Genomic DNA, 20,404 nt, shown 5'->3' on the forward strand with positions numbered 1-20,404 from the left:
TTCCAGCGCTCGGTGTCATCCCGGCGGAGGCCGGGATCCATGCTGAAGGTTCTCCCAGACATCCGGTGTGCGGACAAAGCACAGCATGGATTCCGGCCTTCGCCGGAATGACCCGGTGGAAGGTGAGGGGATGGTGAGCGCCTAGAATCCGGCGCTGCCGCGGCGCTTGAACGGGGCCATGCCTTCATTGGCGAGCTGATCGGCGCGTTCGTTGAGAGCGTGGCCGGCATGGCCCTTGACCCATCGCCACTCAATGGAATGGCGCTTGGTGGCTTCGTCCAGCGCCTGCCAGAGTTCCAGGTTCTTCACCGGCTTCTTGTCGGCGGTTTTCCAGCCGTTCTTCTTCCAGCCATGCATCCAGCTCTGCACGCCGTTCTTGACGTATTGGCTATCGGTATGGAGCTCGACATTGCAGGGGCGCTTGAGCGCGTTGAGCGCCTCGATGGCGGCGGTCAGTTCCATCTTGTTATTGGTGGTCAGCTGCTCGCCGCCGCACAATTCACGGGTCTTTTCGCCATATTGCAGGATCGCGCCCCAGCCGCCGGGGCCCGGATTGCCCGAGCAGGCGCCGTCGGTGTGGATGATGACTTGTGCGTCTTCGCTCATGAAACAGGCCGATGCTTGATGTAAAATTGATGCGGCATTTCGGCGACCATGTCCTCATGGGTCGGCTGCATGCCGATTTTTTCGAGGACGCGGCGCGAGGCCAGATTGTCGCGATGGGCGAAGCCGATGAAATGGGGATCGGCCCGGGTAGCGAACAGCCAGTCGGACAGGCCTATGGCGATTTCGCTGGCATAGCCCTGGCCCCAATGCTGGCGAGCCAGCGTATAGCCGATCTCGGGCGCGCCGGTGACGTATATCGAAAAGCCGGCGCGGCCGACAAACTCGCCATCGGACTTGCGGATCAACCGGTGCTTGCCGAGACCGGTCGTGGCCAGTTCCTCGATCCAGCCCTTGACCCGTTCGGCCGCCTTGGCCCGGTCGTAGACGCGCCCCTCGATATCGAGAAAGCGCGCCACATCGGGATTGCTGTGCATCGCGAAAACCTCGTCAACCGCTGACGCCGTCCATTGGCAAAGCACCAGACGGTCGGTTTCCAGGATAATGCCGTCGCTCATCGCGCGACTGAGGCTTCGATGGTGCGCAGCTCGCGCGGAATGTTGAAGGCGATGTTCTCGCGGGCGGTGACGCGGGCCTCGACCTTGATCTCATAGCGCTGGGCGAAGGCTTCGATGACCTCGTCCACCAGCTTTTCCGGCGCTGAGGCACCGGCAGAGACGCCAAGGCTGCGAATGCCTTCGAGGCGGCTCCAGTCGATCTCGGCGGCGCGGTCGACCAGCATCGAGACCTTGCAACCGGCCCGTTCGGCGACTTCCACGAGGCGCAGCGAATTGGACGAATTGGACGAGCCAACCACGATCATCGCGTCGACCTCGGGCGCCACGGCCTTGATGGCTTCCTGCCGATTGGTGGTGGCGTAGCAGATGTCTTCCTTGTGCGGGCCATTGATGGCCGGGAAGCGCTGCTGCAGGGCGGTCACGATCTCGCGGGTGTCATCGACGGAAAGGGTGGTCTGGGTGACGAAGGCCAGCGTCAACGGGTCCTTGGGCTCGAATACCATGGCATCGGCCACCGTCTCGATCAGGGTGATGGCGCCGACAGGCAGCTGGCCCATCGTGCCCACGACCTCGGGATGGCCCTTGTGGCCGATCAGCACGATCTCATGACCTTCGGAAAAATGGCGCTGCGCTTCCACATGCACCTTGCTGACCAGCGGACAGGTGGCATCGAGGAAGAACATGTTGCGGCTGCGTGCATCGGCGGGAACGCTCTTGGGCACGCCATGCGCCGAGAACACCACCGGTGCGCCGGTTTCGGGGATCTCGTCGAGTTCTTCGACAAAGATCGCGCCCTTTTCCCGCAGGCCGTCCACCACATATTTGTTGTGAACGATCGCGTGGCGCACATAGACCGGCGCGCCGTATTTCTCCAGCGCCAGCTCCACGATCTGGATGGCTCGATCTACCCCCGCGCAAAATCCGCGCGGGGCACACAGCAGAATGTCTAGTTGTGGCCGCTTTTCCATAGGAGATGAGATGCTTTCTGAGTGTGGCCAAGTCAAGTCTTGTTGCGGCAACCCACCCTCATAGGCATTATGCGTTCTGGTTGACGGCAAGGACTAATCAGTGAGTTTGGCCCAGGAAATGTTTGCGATTGCCCCAGCGACGGGGAAGGCGAACCTTTCCGCCGGGCAGCTGAAGCTCCTGGCGGGCAAGTCGCGCTGGATTTTTCGCGTCGGCGAAGCCGGCTTTCCCACGGTGCCGACCATTTGCCTGACACGCGCCGCCTGGGAAGCGCTGCAGGCCGAGCGCGGGCGCAAGGATGTGCGGCTGCGCACCCATTGGGTAGCGTGCCTGTATCGCCTGGTCGGCAAGGACGGCAAGCCGCCCGTGCTGGTGGTACGCACTTCGGCGGCTCATCACAATGGTGGCTTGATGCCAGCCAAGCTGGGCATTGCCGCGCCCGCACTGCCTGAAGATTCGGTTGATCCGAGCCGGCCGCTGGCCAAAGCGATCAAGAATGCCTTTGACAGCTACGGCTATAGCAGCTGGTCGGGCCCGCGCGCCGAGGATGACCGGGCGCGCCAGATCGTGCTGGTCCAGGCGCTGGCGCCGGGTGAAATCGAGCAGTTCCTGACCCGCAATGCGGTGACGGGGGCCTTGGGGCCCGCGCCCACAAGTGGCGGCGCGCTGCCGCGCCTGCCCGAAAGCGTCGAGGCGCTGGTGGCGCTGCTCGACAGCAAGGCGGGCCGGCACATGGTGTGCACCGTCACGGTGCATGGCGGGCAGGTGACATTCCTGTCGGCCAGGCCACAGCAGGCGACCCCGGCGGCCGAGCTTGAAGCGGCGGTGGATCGGGTGACCCGCAAGATCTGGTCGGCCCACAATGCCGTCACCCGCGTCGATCCGTCACGGCTGGCGCTGCTGCTGCATCCCCGGCTGAAATCGGCCGAGGGGGCGTCGAAAATTGCCACTGGCCTGGGCGTGTCGCCGGGCGCAGCAAGCGGGGTCATTGTTTTCAACGCCGAAGACGCGGCGCGGCTGCGCGCTCGCGGCAAGCACTGTATTCTGGTGGTCAATGAAACGGGCCCTGCCGATATCGAGGGCATGAAAGCCGCGACCGGCATTTTGACGGCGCGTGGCGGCATGTCGAGCCATGCCGGGGTGATCGCCCGCATTACCGGCAAGCCCTGCGTCGCGGGGGTGCGGACGCTATCGGTGGATGCTGCCGAGATGGTCTGCCGTATTGGCGAGCGCGAATTCCGCATTGGCGACCGACTGACCATCGATGGCACCGATGGCTCGGTCTATGCCGGCACGCTGCCGCTGGCCCAGCCCCATATCGGTGGCGCGATCGGCACGCTGCTCGGCTGGTCCGATGCCAGCCGCACGATTGCGGTGCGCACCAATGCCGAAACCGTGGATTCGGCCCGTACCGCGCTGAGCTTTGGCGCCGAGGGCATCGGCCTGGCACGCTCCGAGCACATGTTCTTTTCGCCCGAGCGCATGGTGGCGCTCCGGCGCATGATCCTGTCGGAAGACGAGGAGGATCGCAGCCGTGCGGTCAATGGTCTCGTCGATTTCCAGACCGGCGATTACTCGGCGCTGTTCTCGGCCATGGCTGGCATGCCGGTCAATGTGCGGCTGTTCGATCCGCCACTGCACGAATTCCTGCCGCGCAGCGACGAGGATATCGAGGAGACCGCCAATTCGCTGGGACTGGCGGTGCGCGCCCTGCGCCAGCGGCTGGACCGCATTGCCGAGGTTAACCCGATGCTTGGGCATCGCGGCGTTCGGCTGGCGATCACCTATCCCGAAATCCTGCAGATGCAGTTGCAGGCATTGATGGCCGGCGCCCGCGCCGCCAGCGAAACCCAGACCGAGCCGGTGCTGCTCGAGGTTATGGTGCCATTCGTCTCGACCGCTACCGAAGTGGCCTGGGTGCGCGACCGTGCCATGACCATTGCCGCCAATTCGGGCCTGTTGCGCAGCGAGCGGGTCAAGTTCTCCCTGGGCACGATGATCGAACTACCGCGGGCGTGCCTGCGCGCTGGCGATATCGCCCAGATGGTCGATTTCATCTCGTTCGGCACCAATGACCTGACCCAGACCACATTCGGCATTTCGCGCGACGACGCGCCGACCTTCCTGGCCGCCTATCAGCGCAAGGGCGTCTATGAGCGCGATCCTTTCGTCACCATCGACGAGAAGGGCGTCGGCGAATTGATCGGAATCGCCATTCAACGCGGCCGCGAAGCCAACCCGAAACTGAAGATCGGCATTTGCGGCGAGCATGCCGGTGACCCGGCCTCGCTCAAGTTCTTTGCCGGGCTGGGTGTCGACTATGTCAGCTGCTCACCCTATCGTGTTCCAGTAGCAAGGCTGACGCTGGCGCAGGCTTCTGGTTAAATAGCTGGACGCTCATCCCTATATGCAGGGAAGGCGCAAGTCCGGAAGCAATGGACCGGACAATGGGATGGGATAAATACCACGTGAAAATACTGACGGCTCTGATTGCGCTGCCACTTCTTCTGGTTCAGGCACCTGTTGCCATGGCGCAATCGGGTGGGGCCGCGTGCTCCGCCATTCCAGACGATAGCGAGCGGCTGTCCTGCTATGACGCGGTCTACCGCAACGCTGCCGAAGCCGCCGCCACACTGGCCGTCGCCATCGAGTCGGAACAACTGATCCCGGCGCGGCCCAGCGGCCGCATGCCGGCGGTGATGACAGTGGCCTGCACCGCTGGTGTGTTGTCGGTGGAGTTCGACTTTGCGGGCAATACGATGTCGGCCCTTGGCAGGGACGCGGGTCTGACCCTGCAACTGGACCTGCAGGCGGCCCGCAGCCGGACCCTGCCGGTCAATGCCGACAATACGGCGCTGGTGATCGACAATACCCGCGACGCCGCAGCGTTTCTCGATAGCCTCTCCGGCTTCACAAACCTGACCGCGCGGGTCACTCCGGTCAATTCCCGCTCGCTCTCGGTGCGCTTCCGGATTGCCGATATCGCCGCGCAGATCGCCCCGGTTCGGGCCGCCTGCGAATAAGGTTCCCACGCTCACTGCGACAAATGCGCCCGTCACAACTCTGCCTGATGAGCGCCACGCTTTGTTCATGCCGCGGCCAGATTAGGTATTTAACTCCCCGCTAACCCTAATGAGACATCATTCCAACTGTCGGCATTTTAGCGTCACTTTCGCCGATCAGTAGTTTGTTGCGTAGCGTTGAGTAAAAATCTATGGCCCATCCACACCGGTCCGCCGCCCGCAAGGGCGCGGCCAGAGCGGCTCGTCGGGAACGCCCCATTGCCAGGATAGCGGCAGCGGGGGTTTTTTGTATCCTGAGCTATGCAGCCCTGACAGGCGGTGCTTTTGGCCCGGCATCCGAGCCCCTTGGTGACCTGGGCTTGCCGGGTATCAACCTGGTCGAAGCCAGCCTCTCCTATTCCGGGACTGACGCAATCATCACCGGCTCTGTCGGACATCTGTTCGATACTGCCAGCTTCAATGGCCCCAACCGTGCCGACAAGACCGACCGTGTGCGCCCGGCAGTCGATGCGCTGAGCATTGCCCGCAGCTTCGAGGAAGTGCGTACGCGCATGGCCTCGCTGCGCGCTCCAGCCGATCCAACCGATCTCGGCCAATCCCGTCCGGCCGATAGCGGTATTCCCACCCTGGCAGCAGCTGCTGCCGCCGAGGGGGAGGACATTCCGCGCATTTCTATTGCTGCGATCAACCCGGTCCTGGGGTCGGATGCGCTTGACGCAATTGCCGGGATCGCGCCTTCGGAGACGCCGCTACCGGTGCTGGCGTCCGACCAATTGGCCTATGCTCGCGCCAATGCACCGGTCACCGGCGGGATGGCGACCGGCCAGGCGATGCAGGTTTCCGACAAGGAATTGTGGTGTCTGGCGACTGCGGTCTATTTCGAGGCCCGCGGCGAAAGCTATCGAGGCCAGGTGGCAGTGGCGCAGGTGGTGCTCAACCGGGTCAAGGATCGTCGCTATCCCAATACCATTTGCGGCGTGGTGTTCCAGAACCAGGCCAAGCGCAATGCCTGCCAGTTCTCCTTTGCCTGCGATGGTATCCCCGAGACCATCAACGACCAGAAATCCTGGGCCCAGGCCGAGGAAATCGCCACCAAGTTCACCGATGGCGAGCTCTATCTGACCGAAGTCGCCGATGCGACCCACTACCACGCCACCTATGTCCGCCCGAAATGGGCGCCGCGCATGAACCGGGTTACCCAGATCGGGCTGCACGTTTTCTACAAGTTCAAGAACGGCTGGTCGTTCGGTTAGCGGGCTGCAAGCCCGCCACTCACGGCGTCGTTCCCGCGCAAGCGGGAATGACCCTGTGGCTCTGGCAAGACCGCGCCCGCTCAGCAGCCGGCGAAATTGGCGGTGATGACGCAGGTGTCCCGGCCATTGCTGAGGATGCGGCTGGCGGCGGTTCGGACCTGCACGATGGAACCGGTGTTGATCAGCGGCAGGGCAACCCAGTTGCCGTGCGCGCCGATCATCGACAGCGCACCGCCAAAGGCGGAGGCGGGCGCTTCGGCGACCATGATGCCCGGATACCGCACATGGTTGGAAAACATCGCGTCGGTTGAATAGGTGCCGGTCGCGGTGGTGACCACGTCGATATAGGACACGCGTCCGAACTCGATCTTCTTGATGCGGCTGCGCGAGATTTCCTCGGTCGAAACCCAATCCTCGTGCTGGATGTCGTAATCGCGCCCGTCATGGCGCACGAGGCCCGCCACATCGATCCCCGGCGCCATTTCATCAGCGAAGGCCGCCAGCACGAAGCCAGGCCCGGTGGCCGCGAGCGCGGAGGCGCAGAGCGCGCCCAATGTCATGCCCATCAGCATATGACGACTTGGAAGGTTCATTGCACTTGCCTCCTGCACTTGTCCCGAAATGACGCGCCTGGCTGTCCGATCTTAACGGTTTATCAACCATGCCGTTAGCGGACGTGCAAAATTAATCCCTGGTTAAGGTTAATCGGCATGCAGTGGCCAGCGCGAGGCAATGGCCTGCTTTATCAATGGCTTAGGGGGTTATTGCCTCGAAGGCTTCGATGAAGCGATCATGGGCTTCACGCGTCGGCCAGGGGCGGATCAGGCGATCGAACGCTTCGACGTCGAAAGCGGGCAGGCTGGGGGCACCGAACAGGCGCCGTGCTTCGGTGTCCTCGAACCCGGCCAGATGCACCGCCTCGAAGAACGCCGCTTCGCGGTCGGCCTTCTTGATCAGCTTGGTGATTGCAGCTGTCGGGATGGCGGGCAGGGAAAAGCGCAGGTGAATGGCGCCGAGCAGGCGGTTCTCTACATCCTTGTAATTGCCGCCCATCGCTGCCTTGAACGGCGAGATGATGTCGCCCATCACATATTCGGGGGCGTCGTGCAGCAGGGCCTGCAATTGCGCCTTGCCATCGACATCGCGATTATGGGCCCGGAACAGTTCGAGCACCAGGACGGAATGCTGGGCGACGGAAAATGGATAGTCTCCCAGCGTCTGGCCATTCCAGCGGGCGACGCGGGCGAGGCCATGGGCAATGTCGGACAGCTCCACATCAATGGGGGAGGGGTCCAGAATATCGAGCCTGCGTCCCGACAACATGCGTTGCCAGGCCCGGTCTTTGCCGCGTGCCATCGTGCCCAATTCGCTCCGAGAAAGTGGCCTGAACGCTACTCATCTCCGCCCGATTCGCCAAACGCGTAGGTGGCCCAGGCGGGAAGAGAAAGGCTTGCCTCGCTCCCAGCAATGGTGCCGGTGCCATCGGCGGGGAATCGGTCGAGGCGGACAATGCCCACGGCGCTGCCATCGACCACGCGGCCAATCGTGCCGCTGTCTCGACCATTGGCGAGGATGGCAGTGCCGGTTGGAGCCATGATGCCGGTAACGACCACAGGACGCCGGCGGGCGGTGCCGCGATGCTTCATGCGCGACACCACTTCCTGGCCGACATAGCAGCCTTTGACGAAGTCGATGCCGTCGAGCATGTCCATGCCGATATCATGGGCGAAGGTCGTATCGGCCGCAAAATCCTGGCCCAATTGGGCAATGCCTGCGGCAATGCGGATGCGGGCATATTCGGTATCGTCCTGCACCCAGCTGCTCGTTTCCTCCAGCGGCGCGATGACACGCCAGCCGAGATCGACGGGGCCGATGCGGTCGCCATGAATGAGGCCGGCATTGGGCTTCTCGCGTGACCAACCAACGCGATGGGTTGCGCGCAAATCGTCGATCATCACGCTGGCGCGCAGGCGATACATGCGCATGCGCCTATAGAAGTCGTCGGCGACGCTTTCATGCACGTCGAGCCAGACGGCATCATCAGCCCAGCCGGCCAGACCTTCGGCGAGGATCTTGCCCTGGGGCGACAGCAGCGCCCACCAGGCAGCCATCTCGCCGCTATTGGGGATGGGACCGGTGACGACATCATTGAGCAGTTTATGGGCCTCTGGGCCGGAAAACCTGAACACGACACGGTCGGCACGCAGGTGGATGCTCATTGTTGACTGGTCCCAAGTTCACTTGCTTTGCGCGCATGCCATCCGCTAAACCGGCCGGAGTTAACCAGCGGATGGACCAGAGACATGGCGCACTACGAGGTGATTTTCAAGAACGGCACGCTGGTCAACCATGACGGCGAAGGGCTGAGCGATGTCGGCATCAGCCAGGGCCGGATCGTGGCGCTGGGCAACCTTGCCGGCGACACGGCCGACGAGGTTGTCGATTGCAAGGGCCTGCACATCCTGCCAGGCGTCATCGACACCCAGGTGCATTTCCGCGAACCCGGCCTGACGCACAAGGAAGACCTGGAATCGGGGTCGCTGTCGGCGGTGATGGGCGGTGTGACCGGCGTTTTTGAAATGCCCAACACCAATCCGCTGACCACCAGCCGCGAGACCTTCGAGGCCAAGATCGCTGCCGGCACCAATCGCATGCATTGCGATTTCGCCTTCTATATCGGCGGCACCCACGAGAATGTCGGCGAATTGGCCGAACTGGAAAAACTGCCCGGTTGCGCCGGCATCAAGGTATTCATGGGCTCCTCCACTGGTTCGCTGCTGGTGCAGGACGATGCCGGGGTCGAGGCCATTCTGCGCGCGATCTCGCGGCGCGCTGCCTTCCATTCGGAAGACGAATACATGCTTGAGGAGCGCAAGCATCTGCGCGTGCCCGGCGATCCGTCGAGCCACCCGATCTGGCGCTCGCCCGAAGTGGCGCTGAACTGCACCAAGCGCCTCGTCGGCCTCGCCCACAAGACCGGCAAGCGCATCCACGTGCTGCACATTTCGACCGGCGAAGAGATTGCCTATCTGGCCGATCATAAGGACGTGGCGTCAGTCGAGGTGACCCCGCACCATCTGACGCTGGACGAGACCGCCTATAGCCGCCTCGGCACCTATGCGCAGATGAACCCGCCCGTGCGCGACGCCAGGCATCGCGAAGCCATCTGGGGCGGTGTTGCCAATGGCGTGGCCGATATCCTGGGCTCCGACCATGCGCCCCATACGCGGGAGGAAAAGGACCATGCCTATCCCGCGTCCCATTCCGGCATGACCGGGGTGCAGACGCTGGTGCCGACCATGCTCGACCATGTCAATGCCGGCAAGCTGAGCCTGCAGCGCTTCGTCGACATGACCAGCGCCGGGCCGAACCGCCTATTCGGCATTGCCAATAAGGGCCGGGTTGCGGTGGGCTATGATGCCGACCTGACCATTGTCGATATGCAGCGCCGCGAGACGATCACCAATGACTGGGTCAAGAGCCGCGCTGGCTGGACGCCCTATGATGGCGTGACGGTCACTGGCTGGCCGGTGGGCACCATTGTGCGCGGCAAGACGGTGATGTGGCAGGGCGAACTGGTGACGCCGTCGACAGGGCAGGCGATGCGGTTCCTGGAAGCGCTGCCGGTCTAAGGCGCGCTGTTCAGAGCTGCATTTAGTCCCCGGACCTGATCCGGGGACCACGCGCCACCCCGCCGTGCTGAGAGTGGCCCACGGATCACGTCCGGGGGCAGCGCGGCGGGTGGGGATCGATTGGGGACATGCGAAAAAGCGCGGGCTGTCATCCCGGCGGAAGCCGGGATCCAGTTTAGGACGGCCAAAGAAAACTGGATTCCGGCCTTCGCCGGAATGATGTCGTGGGTGGGATGAATTGGTGGCCGGTGACGGCAACTCGATCTGAAGGCCGCCTACTGCAGAACCCGATCCAGATTGTATTCTCCGGTGCGGATGCGGTCGGGCAGGAGCGCAACCAGTTCGGCGGTGACGTCGTCGCCATGCACCTTGACGAAGGTGGCCAGCGCGGCGAACAGCGACGCATGCGCCAGGGCGACGGTTTCGACGCCGTCTTCTTCGGCGGTATTCCAGGCTTCGGCCAGATATTCGAGCGCGAGCTGGCGTTCGCCGTGCTCCCCATCGAGGGCGCCGGTTGACTCTGGGATTGGAAAGAGCGGTTTGCTGATCGTCATGCTGCTGGGGTAGCACGGCGATTTCCGCCTCGCGCGCATCATTTGCCCCGACGGTTAATTCCGGAGCGGAGCGCTCCTATTCGGCGAAACGCGTGTGAATGTCGCGGGCCGTGTGTTCGGCTTCGACAAGTAGCCGGGTGAGGGCCTCGCGGGCGGCTGGGGTGCAGGCGCGGTGGAAGCGGGCAAAGGCGGTGTAGCCGCTGTTGAAGGCCCCGGCGAGGCGCTGGCGGCGGTCTTCATCGGGATCATCCAGCGCGATCAGCTCGGCCATCTGCGCCCGCCAGTCCTCATTGCCGGCATGGCACAATGGCTGCAGGAAATAGAGGCTACCCATGATCTCGGCCAAGCGCTCCATCTGCCGCTGATAGGGTGGATCGATAGCGACAGCGGGCGTCGCCGCGACGAGCGCGAACAGCAGGGCGATGGTAGCTTGGCGGAAACGCATCATTGGTTCCAGTAGTTCTCGACTGGCAGTGGTCAGGTCCTGCTTATCAGCTTCGCTCGAACAGTGCGAAGGCCCTTCCCAGCACATCATCAAGACGTGAGGTGGTGCGCAAGCCGCCCATCGCATCGGGCGCGATCCATTGATACGCGGCGATCTCGTCGGAGGGCACGATCTCGCCCTCAAAGCCCTCTGTGGCGAACACAGCGAGCTTGAACGCCTGATCCTGACCAAGCGCCTGGGTCAGCACATGACGCAGCGCGAAGACGGTCAACCCCAGCTCTTCCCGGATTTCGCGTGCGGCGCATTCCTCGATGGTCTCGCCGGGTTCCAGCCGCCCGCCCGGCAGGGTCCACAAATGCTGGTAGGGCGCATAGGCGCGTTTGATCAGCAGCGTCTTGCCCTTGTGGATAAGGGCAACGCTGGCGCCATTGGCATTGATGGTCATCATGGCTCCATTTGCGATTCGACACGCGCGAGACTACCTGTAACTGCAGGCGAAGGAGACATCGAACATGTGCGGACGCTACGCGGCAACGCTGCCGCCCGAACAGATGGTAGAATTGTTCAAGCTGCTGAACTCGGTGGCCATGGTGCCGCGCTACAATATCGCGCCCACCCAGCCGGTCGCCGCTATCTGGGAAGAGTCCGGCCGGCGCGAGGCGCATTTCGCCCGCTGGGGGCTGGTGCCGCGCTGGGTCAAGGATCCGCGCGAATTCCCGCTGCTGATCAATGCCCGCGTCGAGACCATGGACGAGAAACCCGCCTTCCGTGACGCGCTCAAGCATGGCCGCTGCATCATCCCGGCCAATGGCTATTACGAATGGCACACCGGGCCCGACAAGAAGAAGCAGCCCTATTACATCACCCTGCAGGATGATCGGCCGATGGCACTGGCCGGGCTCTATGCCACCTGGGTCGGGCCGGAGGGCGAAGAGATCGACAGCGTTGCTACCATCACCGTTCCAGCCAATCCGCAGCTATCGGTGGTGCATGACCGCATGCCGGCAATTCTTGAGGGCGACGCCATCGAGCAATGGCTGGATGTGCGTGGGGTGACGGCCAAGGCCGCCCACCAGCTGGCACTGCCGCTGGCCGATGGGGTGGTGAAGTTCCATCCGGTATCGACGCGGGTCAATTCTGCGCGGGATGATGATCCCGGGCTGATCGCGCCGTTGACGCTGGAGAAGCCGGAGCCAGCAGTGGCGCGGCCCAAACGGGTTGCCGGGGGCGGGCAGCTGGATTTGTTCTAGGGTTTTGGGGCGGAGCGTGTGTCGCCTTCGTCTATCCTCCCCACCGCACTGCCCACGGGCGTGACCCGTGGGTCATTCGCCGCTTGTGCCGTATTGAGAGGGACCCCCGGGTCAAGCCCGGGGGCAGCGCGGTGGGTGGGGCGAGTAGGGTAAGTGCCGCGAAGGTTGTGCTTGGAGCTAGCTCCGCACCGCAGCCTACATGATATCGAAGTACCCCAGTGCATCGCCCATGGCCTCTTCCTCGTAGCCGAGGTGGGAGAGCAGCACGCCTTCGAGCGCTTCGTAGACCGTGCGGGCGTCGGCGAAATTACTGGGGCCGGGCTCGCGAGCCAGGGCATTGAGCGCATCGACCAGCCGCACCAGCAATTCGTGTACGACGACATGCTCGGCCTGCAGCCGCTCGGCAATCTTGCGGAAGGCCTCGCCCTGCTGCGCCAGAACCGGGAACAGGTGATGATCCTCGATCGAGTGGTGGGTGTTGACCACCTGGCAATACTGGCCGCAGAGGTTTCCGAAACGACGGTAATTGGCGATCATCGCCAGGTCACCGGTTTCGGCGGCAACGTCGGCAGGCGTGACCGTGCCGGCATTGGCGCGTTCGATCAGCGCGCCCAATGTCTGCATATTGTGGCGCAGGTGGTCGTGGATCTGCTTGAGGTGCAGGCCGGGCGCGCGCTGTGCCTCGGTCAGCCCCTCCAGCTTCTGCGGGGGTGGGCGTGTGGCATCGTCGAGAAAGCCAATGTCGAGCAGCATGAGCAAACCTGGTGCTGGAATGGATGTTTGATCCCGAAATGGGGCCAGACGTCCATGCGATCAAGTAGGCACATATAGGTGCGCGCTTAGCCCAGCATCTTGCCGGGGTTCATGATGCCCTTGGGATCGAGGGCATTCTTGATGGCATGCATCATCTCCAGCGCCACCGGATCCTTGACCTGTTTCAGCAGTTCGGTCTTGAGCTGGCCAATGCCGTGCTCGGCCGAAACCGAGCCGCCCAGCTTCAGCACGATCTCGTAGATCGCGGCGTGCACCGGCTCGGCGCCGGCCATGAAGGCCTTGCCATCGGCCCCGACCGGCTGGCTGAAATTGAAGTGGATATTGCCATCGCCCATATGCCCGAACGGCACCGGGCGGATGCCCGGCACCACGCGCTGCGCGGCAATCGAACCTTCGGCAATCAATTGCGGCACGGCGGCGATCGGGACGGAAACGTCGTGCTTGATCGAGGCGCCTTCGCGCGACTGGCATTCGCTCATCTGTTCGCGGAAGTCCCACATCCGGGTCCGATCGGCGAGGGACTCGGCAATGACGGCATTGTCGACGAGGCCGGTTTCAAACGCCGCTTCCAGTGCTGATTGCAGCGCGCCGGATGTGCCGCCCTTCATCCGCGAGATTTCCACCAGCGCATACCAGGGGGAGGGGCCGGCAGTCGGGTCTCGGTCGAGCATGCCATGGCGCAGCTGGATATCGAGGCCAATCCAGGGGATCAGCTCGAACGCATTGAGGCGGGAGCCGGCGCGCTCGCGTAGCGACTGGAACAGCGTTAGCGCGACCTCCGGCGAAGCGACATTGACCAGCGCGGTTTCGAATTCCTCCGGCTGCGGGAAGATCTTGAGCGTTGCGGCGGTGATGATCCCCAGCGTGCCCTCGGCCCCGACCAGCAGGTCCTTGAGGTCGTAGCCGGTATTGTCCTTCTTGAGCGAACTGAGGCCCTGATAGAGCCGGCCATCGGCCAAGACGGCTTCGACGCCCATGCAGAGTTCGCGTGCATTGCCGAAGGCCAGCACATTGACGCCGCCGGCATTGGACGAGAGCACGCCGCCAATGCGGGCCGAACCCTGCGAGGCCAGCCAGAGCGGGAACATGGCGCCCTCGGCCTCGGCAGCCTTGTGGGCGTTTTCGAGGATCATCCCGGCTTCGACGGTCATGGTCCCGGCGGCGATGTCGATAGCGCGCACCTTGTCGAGCCGGGACAGACTGATGATGACCTCATCGCCCCGCAGCGGCACCTGGGCGCCGACCAGCCCGGTATTGCCGCCCTGGGGAATGAGGCCGACGCCGTGTTCATTGGCGAAACGGGCAATGGCTTGCACCTGTTCGACCGTGGCCGGCAGCCCCACGGCGATGGCGGGCACATGGAAGCGCTTGCGCGGCTCATTGAGATAGGCGCCCATCTGCGCGGGATCGGCAATGACCCCGCCGGGGCCAAGCAGGGCGGTGAGCTGGGCGATGATCTCGGCGGTGCTGAGCGACATGGGTATGGGAGCCTTGAACACAGGATTTCGAGCGCGGGCCAACTTGCCCCACCGGGCCTCCATGTGCCACAACCTGCCGGTCGGTTCCAGCACAGGACGTCGCCGGGCCGTGGGGATTTTATGTAGGACGTGCAGGATTTCTGCACGGGGGAAAGCACGATGACAGCCTTGGTCTGGCCGGAAATCTACTTCGTCCGGCACGGAGAGACACCCTGGAACGCTGAACGCCGCTATCAGGGGCGCAAGGACATTCCGCTCAACGACAAGGGCAGGGGCCAGGCCAGCCAGAACGGTAAGACGCTCGCGGCCCTGTTCAAGGCGCGCGGGCTCGATCCCCAGGCCTTCGAATGGCACGCCTCCCCGCTCAATCGCACCCGCGACACCATGGACCGCGTTCGCGCCGGCTTTGATGGCCCGCTGCCGGATGTGCAGTACGACGTGCGCCTGATGGAGATTTCCTTCGGTGTGCTGGAGGGCGAACTGTTTGAGCAGTTGCCGGCCAATATGGCGATCGCGCCGGGTGAGCGTACTGAGGACTATTGGGACTATCGCCCCGAAAATGGCGAGAATTATCGCGATGTCGAAGCGCGGCTGGCCGAGTTTGCCGCTGTGCTGAAGGGCCCTTCGGTGGTCGTGGCCCATGGCGGCATTGCCCGCACGCTGCGGGTGCTGATCGAGCATGCGCCGATCATTGAGGTGATCAACTGGGCGCCGCCGCAGGACGTGATCATGCATTTCACCCCCGGCAAGATGGAGCTGCTGCGCGCCGGGGACTAGCGCTCCGATTGACCTGCGTGCCCGCGCTGCCTAGAAAGCCTGCAATCCGCGCAAGGGCACGCTTATGTCATTCAATACGTTCGGCCATCTGTTCCGCTTCACCACCTGGGGCGAAAGCCACGGGCCGGCGCTTGGCGTGGTCATCGACGGCTGCCCGCCGGGCCTGACGCTGACGCCCGAAATCATCCAGCGCGACCTCGACCGCCGCAAGCCGGGCCAGTCGAAATACACCACGCAGCGCCGCGAGGCCGATGAGGTGAAAATCCTCTCCGGCGTGTTCGAGGACGAACGCACTGACGGGCCGCGCACCACCGGCACCCCGATCTCGCTGCTGATCGAAAACACCGACCAGCGCTCCAAGGACTATGCCGAAATCCGCGACAAATACCGTCCGGGCCATGCCGACTACACCTATGACCAGAAATACGGCATTCGCGACTATCGCGGTGGTGGCCGTACCTCGGCGCGCGAAACCGCAGCCCGCGTTGCCGCCGGCGCCGTGGCTCGCCTCGTGCTGGCCGGCATCACCATACGCGCCAGCCTGGTGCAGGTGGGGCCGCACAAGATCAATTACGGCAATTTCGATTGGGATCAGGTCGGGCAAAACCCGTTCTTCTGCGCTGATGCCGAAGCGGCGGCGCTGTGGGCCGATTATCTCGATGGCATCCGCAAGGACGGCAATTCGGTTGGTGCTGTGATCGAAGTGGTGGCCGAGAATGTGCCGCCCGGCTGGGGCGCGCCGATCTATGGCAAGCTGAGCGCCGATCTGGCCTCGGCGATGATGAGCATCAACGCCGTCAAGGCAGTGGAAATCGGCGCTGGCTTTGAGGCCGCGAGCCTCACCGGCATCGAGAATGCCGACCAGATGCGCGCCGGGGCGGATCGCCCGTATTTCCTGTCCAACCAGGCGGGCGGCATTCTGGGTGGCATTTCCAACGGCGATCCGGTGGTGTGCCGCTTTGCCGTCAAGCCGACCTCCTCGATCCTGACGCCGCGCCAGACCGTGACCACGGCCAATGAGGACACCGACATCATCACCAAGGGCCGCCACGACCCCTGCGTTGGTATCCGCGCCGTGCCGGTGGGCGAGGCGATGATGGCCCTGGTGCTGGCCGATCATGCGCTGCGGCATCGTGGGCAGACCGGCCGCGAGGGCGCGTTGGGGTTTGAGCGGAACTAAGGGGCGGGGGCTGGTTGAGAGATCGGAGCACCCCCTCCTAGCCTCCCCCTGATAGGGGGAGGAATCCGCGCGGTGGGTTTTGCGCGATTGTGTCCGGTGCTCGCTCTGTTCCTCCCCCTATCAGGGGGAGGTTAGGTGGGGGTATCCACGCGAAAAAAACCTACCGCCCGAACACCAGCACGGTTTCCACATTGCCGTCGCCACCGGCGATGGGCGACGTAACCGAGTGGCGGTGGGCAAAGCCCTGTTCGGTCATGAAGGCGATGACATCGGCCAGTGCCGCGTCAATGGCGGCGGCGTCGGTGACGATACCGCCCTTGCCGACATTGCGACGGCCGACTTCGAACTGCGGCTTGAACAGGATCACGGCGTCGGCGTTGGGCGTGCACAGCGCCAGGGGTGCAGCCAGCACCTTGATCACCGAAACGAAGCTCACATCTGACACCAGCACATCGATGGGCTCGGGGACGGTTTCGGCGGTCAGGTCACGGGCATTGGTGCCCTCGAGGCTGATGACGCGGTCGCTGCCGCGCAGGCGCTGGTGCAGTTGGTCGTGGCCCACATCGACGGCATAGATGCGGCTGGCGCCGCGTTCCATCAACACCTGGGTAAAGCCGCCGGTTGAGGCGCCGATATCGGCGCAGACCTTTCCAGCGACGTCGATGGCGCCCGCATCGAGCCCGGCAACCAGCTTGAGCGCAGCGCGCGAGACGTAATTTGCAGCCGGGTCGCTCAGTTCCAGCGTGTCGTCGCGGCCGACCATCTGGTTCTGCTTGACGGCAATCACGCCATTGATCGTGACGGTGCCACGCAGGATCGCATCACGCGCCCGAGCCCGGCTGGGAACGAGGCCACGCTGTTCCAGCGCCAGATCGAGGCGAATGCGTTCGCTCACTTCTGCACCAGCAGCTTGAGCTTGCCGAGCGCCATGTCTTTGGATTCTTCGTAGGAAATGGTGCCCTGGAAGGTGCCATCCGGCTTGATCAGATAGATCAGTGCGGTGTGATCGACGAGGTAATAGGGATCGCCGGGTTCGCCGCGCTTTTCCGAGAAGACGTTGAAGGCGGCTTTGACATTGGCGGTCTCGGCCTCGTCGCCGACAAGGCCGATGATCGAAGGGTCGAAGCCTTCGACATAGCCCTTGAGCACATCAATCGGATCGCGCTCGGGATCGACGGTGACGAAGATGATACGCAGGTCTTCGGGCGAGAGGCCGAGTTGGGCGCGCAAGGCCGTGGCTTCGGCCAGCGTGGTGGGGCAGACGTCCGGGCAGAACGTATAGCCGAAGAACACCATGCTGGGGGCGCCGCGCAGGTCAGCCTGGGTGAAAGTGCCGCCGGCGGTGGAGGCCAGCGCAAATTCCTGCCCGGTGACGCCCAGCGGGCGGGTGGGCGGGCGGAACAGATAGAGCGCAGTGGCGCCGACGGCGACGATGACCACCAGGCTCCATAGCACGATGCGGAAATTGCGGAGAAGTTTGGGGTTCTGGCTCATCTCGAACTCTATAGCGTGGCCTCGTGGGGCTCACCATGAGGTCCAGAAAACACGGCGATGCGGCAGACCTCGTCCCATCAGGCGAGGCCCTGGCGCAGGTGTCAGGCGTCCAGCGGCTCGGTGCCCGTGGGCTTGCCGTCGCGCGACAGGGTGATTTTTTCGATGCGGGCTTCTGCGGTGCGCAACAGGGTTTCGCAATGGGCCTTGAGGGCTTCGCCGCGTTCATAGATGGCAATCGACTCGGCCAGCGGCGCCTTGCCGCTTTCCAGCTTGCCAACGATTTCCTCGAGCTGGTTCAAGGCAGCCTCAAAGCTCAGGGCCTTTACGTCGTCATTGGTGGTCTCGGCCATCGCGGCGCTCCTTCAATCATCCAAGCGGCCCGTGGCGCCGTCCATCAGCATGGCGACGTGATGCGAAGCACCGGCCGCCAGTCCCTTGAGGTCATAGCCACCTTCGAGCAGCGACACAATGCGGTTGCCGCAGCTGCGCTCGGCCACATCCATCAACTTTCCCGTGAGCCAGCCATAGTCATCCCCCACCCAGTTGAGCTGGGCCAGTGGATCGCGCTCATGGGCATCGAACCCAGCTGAAATCAGCAGCAGATCGGGCGAAAAATCCAGCAGAGCCGGGAGGATGCGACCGATATAGGCCTCGCGCATCGTCTCGCCATCGGTATGGGGACTGAGCGGGGTATTGGTGATATTGCCGACACCGGTTTCGGTTGCCTTGCCGGTGCCCGGAAACAACGGCATCTGGTGGCTGGAAGCGTAGAAAACGCTCGGGTCGTCCTTGAAAATATCCTGCGTGCCATTGCCGTGATGCACGTCGAAATCGACGATGGCGATGCGCTCGGCGCCATATTTGCGCTGGGCTTCGCGGGCGAGGATGGCGACGGTGTTGATCAGGCAAAATCCCATCGGGGTGGCGATTTCGGCGTGGTGGCCGGGCGGTCGGATGGCGCAGAAGGCATTGTCGACCTCGCCCAGCAGCACCGCGTCGAGAGCCGAGAGGGCGCCGCCAAGGGCGGTGGAGATGGTGTCGAGCGAGCCGGAGGCGATAAACGTGTCGCCATCCAGCTGACCGATGCCTTCGGCGGGGCGGGCATCGCGCAGGCGGGCCAAGTATTTGGTATCGTGGACTAATTCGGCCAGCGTCAGGTCGCTGGAGGGGGCGTTGCGGCGCAATAATGCATCGAAGCGGGAGCGCGCCAGCGCCTCTTCGACCGCCTGGATACGATCGGCGCGCTCGGGATGGCCCTGTGGGGTCACATGGTCCGCAAAGTTCTTTTGGCTGATGAGAAGGGTGGTCACGACAGCACTTCTCCGCTCGTTAACGTTCGTCTTGACGCGCCGCCGCGTGGTTGTCAAACAACCCTTATGACCCAGCATGCTGAATTTCTTGCTACCGATCCGACCACGGTCGCCGAGGCCGCTGCACTCTTGCGCGCCGGCAAGCTCTGCGCCTTCCCCACCGAAACCGTCTATGGCCTGGGCGCTGACGCGACCGATGCCGACGCGGTGCTGGCGATCTACGAAACCAAGGGACGGCCACGCTTCAATCCGCTGATCATTCATTGCGCCGATCTGGCGATGGCGGAGGCGCTGGCGGAATTTTCGCCGCTGGCTCAACAGGTTGCCGCGCTCTGGCCGGCGCCGCTGACGCTGGTGCTGCCGGCGAGGCCGAACAATGGACTGGCCGATATCGCCATGGCCGGGCTCGATACGGTCGCCCTGCGCATACCCGATCATCCGCTGGCACTGGAGCTGCTGGCAGCGGTCGGCCGGCCGCTGGCGGCACCGTCGGCCAACCCATCGGGGCGGCTGTCGCCAACCAGCGCTTACCAGGTAAGGCTTGGCTTTGCTGGTCGCGTGCCGGTTATCGATGGCGGGCCCTGCCGGGCCGGCGTGGAATCGACCATTATCCGGGTCGATGGCGACCGGCTGGTGCAATTGCGGGCCGGGGCGCTGGCGCGGTCCGATATCGAGCTGGCGCTGGGCGTGCCGATTGCCGTGGCGGAAAAGGATGCGGCAGTGGCCGCGCCGGGCATGTTGCTCAGCCACTATGCGCCGCGTTCGCAGATGCGGCTCAATACCACCCCGCGGGCGGGCGAAGCCTGGTTGGCGTTTGGCGCGGTTCCGGAGTTTGACGGGCCGACGCGGAACCTGTCGCCATCGGGCGATCTGCACGAAGCGGCGCGGAACCTGTTTGCGATGCTGCATGAGCTGGATGCGAGCGGGGCCGAGACGATCGCGGTGGCACCGATCCCGGGCGAGGGATTGGGCGAGGCGATCAATGACCGGCTGGAACGGGCGGCGGCGCCAAGAGGGTAGGCGGCTGGGGCCGGCCGGAACCGCCGAGTTTCCAGCTACCCACCGGGTCATTCCCGCGCAGGCGGGAATCCACTCTTGGGATTTCAACACCGGGAAGAATGGATTCCCGCCTGCGCGGGAATGACCC

The 20,404-nt window shown here is 63.8% G+C and carries 23 protein-coding genes; 8 read left to right on the top strand and 15 right to left on the bottom strand.

The annotated features are described in order from the left end of the window. Positions 1-141 precede the first annotated feature (141 nt). Genes rnhA through ispH form a run of 3 tightly spaced genes read right to left on the bottom strand, consistent with a single transcriptional unit; the run spans position 142 to position 2,089 of the window. Positions 142-606, bottom strand: coding sequence for a ribonuclease HI (gene rnhA / locus BUA69_RS02220; RefSeq protein ID WP_046136269.1), 465 nt, complete (start codon positions 604-606; stop codon positions 142-144). Then, positions 603-1,121 (bottom strand): GNAT family N-acetyltransferase, encoded by a 519-nt coding sequence (locus tag BUA69_RS02225; RefSeq protein WP_046136270.1) that lies wholly within the window; start codon positions 1,119-1,121, stop codon positions 603-605. The genes rnhA and BUA69_RS02225 overlap by 4 nt, the downstream gene beginning before the upstream one ends. Continuing rightward, positions 1,118-2,089 (bottom strand): 4-hydroxy-3-methylbut-2-enyl diphosphate reductase, encoded by a 972-nt coding sequence (gene ispH, locus BUA69_RS02230; RefSeq protein WP_046136271.1) that lies wholly within the window; start codon positions 2,087-2,089, stop codon positions 1,118-1,120. The genes BUA69_RS02225 and ispH overlap by 4 nt, the downstream gene beginning before the upstream one ends. Before the next feature lie 100 nt (positions 2,090-2,189). Here ispH and BUA69_RS02235 point away from each other — a divergent pair, with 100 nt between their 5' ends. The 3 genes from BUA69_RS02235 (at position 2,190) to BUA69_RS02245 (ending at position 6,363) form a co-directional block, all read left to right on the top strand. Continuing rightward, positions 2,190-4,472 carry a putative PEP-binding protein gene (locus tag BUA69_RS02235; RefSeq protein ID WP_143154379.1) on the top strand — a complete coding sequence of 761 codons (2,283 nt, stop codon included), beginning with the start codon at positions 2,190-2,192 and terminating at the stop codon, positions 4,470-4,472. 83 nt (positions 4,473-4,555) lie between these two features. Beyond that, positions 4,556-5,110 carry a hypothetical protein gene (locus tag BUA69_RS02240; RefSeq protein WP_046136272.1) on the top strand — a complete coding sequence of 185 codons (555 nt, stop codon included), beginning with the start codon at positions 4,556-4,558 and terminating at the stop codon, positions 5,108-5,110. Between the two features lie 359 nt (positions 5,111-5,469). Continuing rightward, positions 5,470-6,363 (top strand): cell wall hydrolase, encoded by an 894-nt coding sequence (locus BUA69_RS02245; RefSeq protein ID WP_052950679.1) that lies wholly within the window; start codon positions 5,470-5,472, stop codon positions 6,361-6,363. A gap of 80 nt (positions 6,364-6,443) precedes the next feature. Here the strand turns inward: BUA69_RS02245 and BUA69_RS02250 are convergent, their stop codons facing one another. From BUA69_RS02250 to ygfZ, 3 genes are all read right to left on the bottom strand, one after another. Next, positions 6,444-6,956 (bottom strand): hypothetical protein, encoded by a 513-nt coding sequence (locus tag BUA69_RS02250; RefSeq protein WP_143154380.1) that lies wholly within the window; start codon positions 6,954-6,956, stop codon positions 6,444-6,446. 160 nt (positions 6,957-7,116) lie between these two features. After that, on the bottom strand, positions 7,117-7,719 hold the full coding sequence (locus BUA69_RS02255; protein ID WP_046136274.1) for an HD domain-containing protein: 603 nt from the start codon (positions 7,717-7,719) through the stop codon (positions 7,117-7,119). 35 nt (positions 7,720-7,754) lie between these two features. Next, positions 7,755-8,582 carry a CAF17-like 4Fe-4S cluster assembly/insertion protein YgfZ gene (gene ygfZ / locus BUA69_RS02260; RefSeq protein ID WP_046136275.1) on the bottom strand — a complete coding sequence of 276 codons (828 nt, stop codon included), beginning with the start codon at positions 8,580-8,582 and terminating at the stop codon, positions 7,755-7,757. Positions 8,583-8,666: 84 nt separating this feature from the next. On the opposite strand from ygfZ, the gene BUA69_RS02265 reads away from it, so the two are divergent. After that, entirely contained in the window at positions 8,667-9,995 is a 1,329-nt protein-coding gene (locus tag BUA69_RS02265; RefSeq protein WP_046136276.1) for a dihydroorotase, read from the top strand. Between the two features lie 275 nt (positions 9,996-10,270). On the opposite strand, the gene BUA69_RS02270 is transcribed toward BUA69_RS02265, so the two are convergent. The 3 genes from BUA69_RS02270 to BUA69_RS02280 all read right to left on the bottom strand — a co-directional run bounded on the left by BUA69_RS02270 (position 10,271) and on the right by BUA69_RS02280 (position 11,439). Next, a complete protein-coding gene (locus tag BUA69_RS02270; RefSeq protein ID WP_046136277.1) occupies positions 10,271-10,549 on the bottom strand; it encodes a hypothetical protein in 279 nt (92 codons plus the stop codon). Positions 10,550-10,625: 76 nt separating this feature from the next. Next, positions 10,626-10,994: a TIGR02301 family protein gene (locus BUA69_RS02275; protein WP_052950680.1), complete on the bottom strand. Its 369-nt coding sequence runs from the start codon at positions 10,992-10,994 to the stop codon at positions 10,626-10,628. A gap of 46 nt (positions 10,995-11,040) precedes the next feature. Further along, positions 11,041-11,439 carry an NUDIX domain-containing protein gene (locus BUA69_RS02280; protein ID WP_052950681.1) on the bottom strand — a complete coding sequence of 133 codons (399 nt, stop codon included), beginning with the start codon at positions 11,437-11,439 and terminating at the stop codon, positions 11,041-11,043. 67 nt (positions 11,440-11,506) lie between these two features. Here BUA69_RS02280 and BUA69_RS02285 point away from each other — a divergent pair, with 67 nt between their 5' ends. Then, a complete protein-coding gene (locus BUA69_RS02285) occupies positions 11,507-12,244 on the top strand; it encodes an SOS response-associated peptidase (RefSeq protein ID WP_046136279.1) in 738 nt (245 codons plus the stop codon). A gap of 195 nt (positions 12,245-12,439) precedes the next feature. Here the strand turns inward: BUA69_RS02285 and BUA69_RS02290 are convergent, their stop codons facing one another. Both BUA69_RS02290 and BUA69_RS02295 read right to left on the bottom strand, forming a co-directional pair. Continuing rightward, complete coding sequence (locus BUA69_RS02290; RefSeq protein ID WP_046136280.1) at positions 12,440-12,997, bottom strand: hemerythrin domain-containing protein; 558 nt, start codon at positions 12,995-12,997, stop codon at positions 12,440-12,442. An 86-nt stretch (positions 12,998-13,083) separates the two neighbouring features. After that, positions 13,084-14,496, bottom strand: a complete 1,413-nt coding sequence (locus BUA69_RS02295; RefSeq protein WP_082093915.1) for an FAD-binding oxidoreductase — start codon at positions 14,494-14,496, stop codon at positions 13,084-13,086. A gap of 159 nt (positions 14,497-14,655) precedes the next feature. On the opposite strand from BUA69_RS02295, the gene BUA69_RS02300 reads away from it, so the two are divergent. Together BUA69_RS02300 and aroC are read left to right on the top strand one after the other, a co-directional pair. Next, positions 14,656-15,273, top strand: coding sequence for a histidine phosphatase family protein (locus BUA69_RS02300; RefSeq protein WP_046136282.1), 618 nt, complete (start codon positions 14,656-14,658; stop codon positions 15,271-15,273). Between the two features lie 64 nt (positions 15,274-15,337). Further along, on the top strand, positions 15,338-16,453 hold the full coding sequence (gene aroC, locus BUA69_RS02305) for a chorismate synthase (RefSeq protein ID WP_046136283.1): 1,116 nt from the start codon (positions 15,338-15,340) through the stop codon (positions 16,451-16,453). Between the two features lie 160 nt (positions 16,454-16,613). On the opposite strand, the gene BUA69_RS02310 is transcribed toward aroC, so the two are convergent. The 4 genes from BUA69_RS02310 to BUA69_RS02325 all read right to left on the bottom strand — a co-directional run bounded on the left by BUA69_RS02310 (position 16,614) and on the right by BUA69_RS02325 (position 19,257). Next, on the bottom strand, positions 16,614-17,348 hold the full coding sequence (locus BUA69_RS02310) for a TlyA family RNA methyltransferase (RefSeq protein WP_046136284.1): 735 nt from the start codon (positions 17,346-17,348) through the stop codon (positions 16,614-16,616). Further along, positions 17,345-17,947, bottom strand: a complete 603-nt coding sequence (locus BUA69_RS02315; protein WP_072866444.1) for an SCO family protein — start codon at positions 17,945-17,947, stop codon at positions 17,345-17,347. The genes BUA69_RS02310 and BUA69_RS02315 overlap by 4 nt, the downstream gene beginning before the upstream one ends. A 101-nt stretch (positions 17,948-18,048) precedes the next feature. Continuing rightward, positions 18,049-18,297 (bottom strand): exodeoxyribonuclease VII small subunit, encoded by a 249-nt coding sequence (locus BUA69_RS02320; protein WP_046136469.1) that lies wholly within the window; start codon positions 18,295-18,297, stop codon positions 18,049-18,051. 12 nt (positions 18,298-18,309) lie between these two features. Beyond that, the gene (locus BUA69_RS02325; RefSeq protein WP_046136468.1) at positions 18,310-19,257 is read right to left on the bottom strand and encodes a histone deacetylase family protein; all 948 of its coding nucleotides are present in this window, start codon (positions 19,255-19,257) and stop codon (positions 18,310-18,312) included. 66 nt (positions 19,258-19,323) lie between these two features. Here BUA69_RS02325 and BUA69_RS02330 point away from each other — a divergent pair, with 66 nt between their 5' ends. Next, positions 19,324-20,277: an L-threonylcarbamoyladenylate synthase gene (locus tag BUA69_RS02330; protein WP_046136467.1), complete on the top strand. Its 954-nt coding sequence runs from the start codon at positions 19,324-19,326 to the stop codon at positions 20,275-20,277. Positions 20,278-20,404: the final 127 nt, after the last annotated feature.

It is taken from the genome of Devosia limi DSM 17137 (assembly GCF_900128975.1).
GTDB lineage: Bacteria > Pseudomonadota > Alphaproteobacteria > Rhizobiales > Devosiaceae > Devosia > Devosia limi.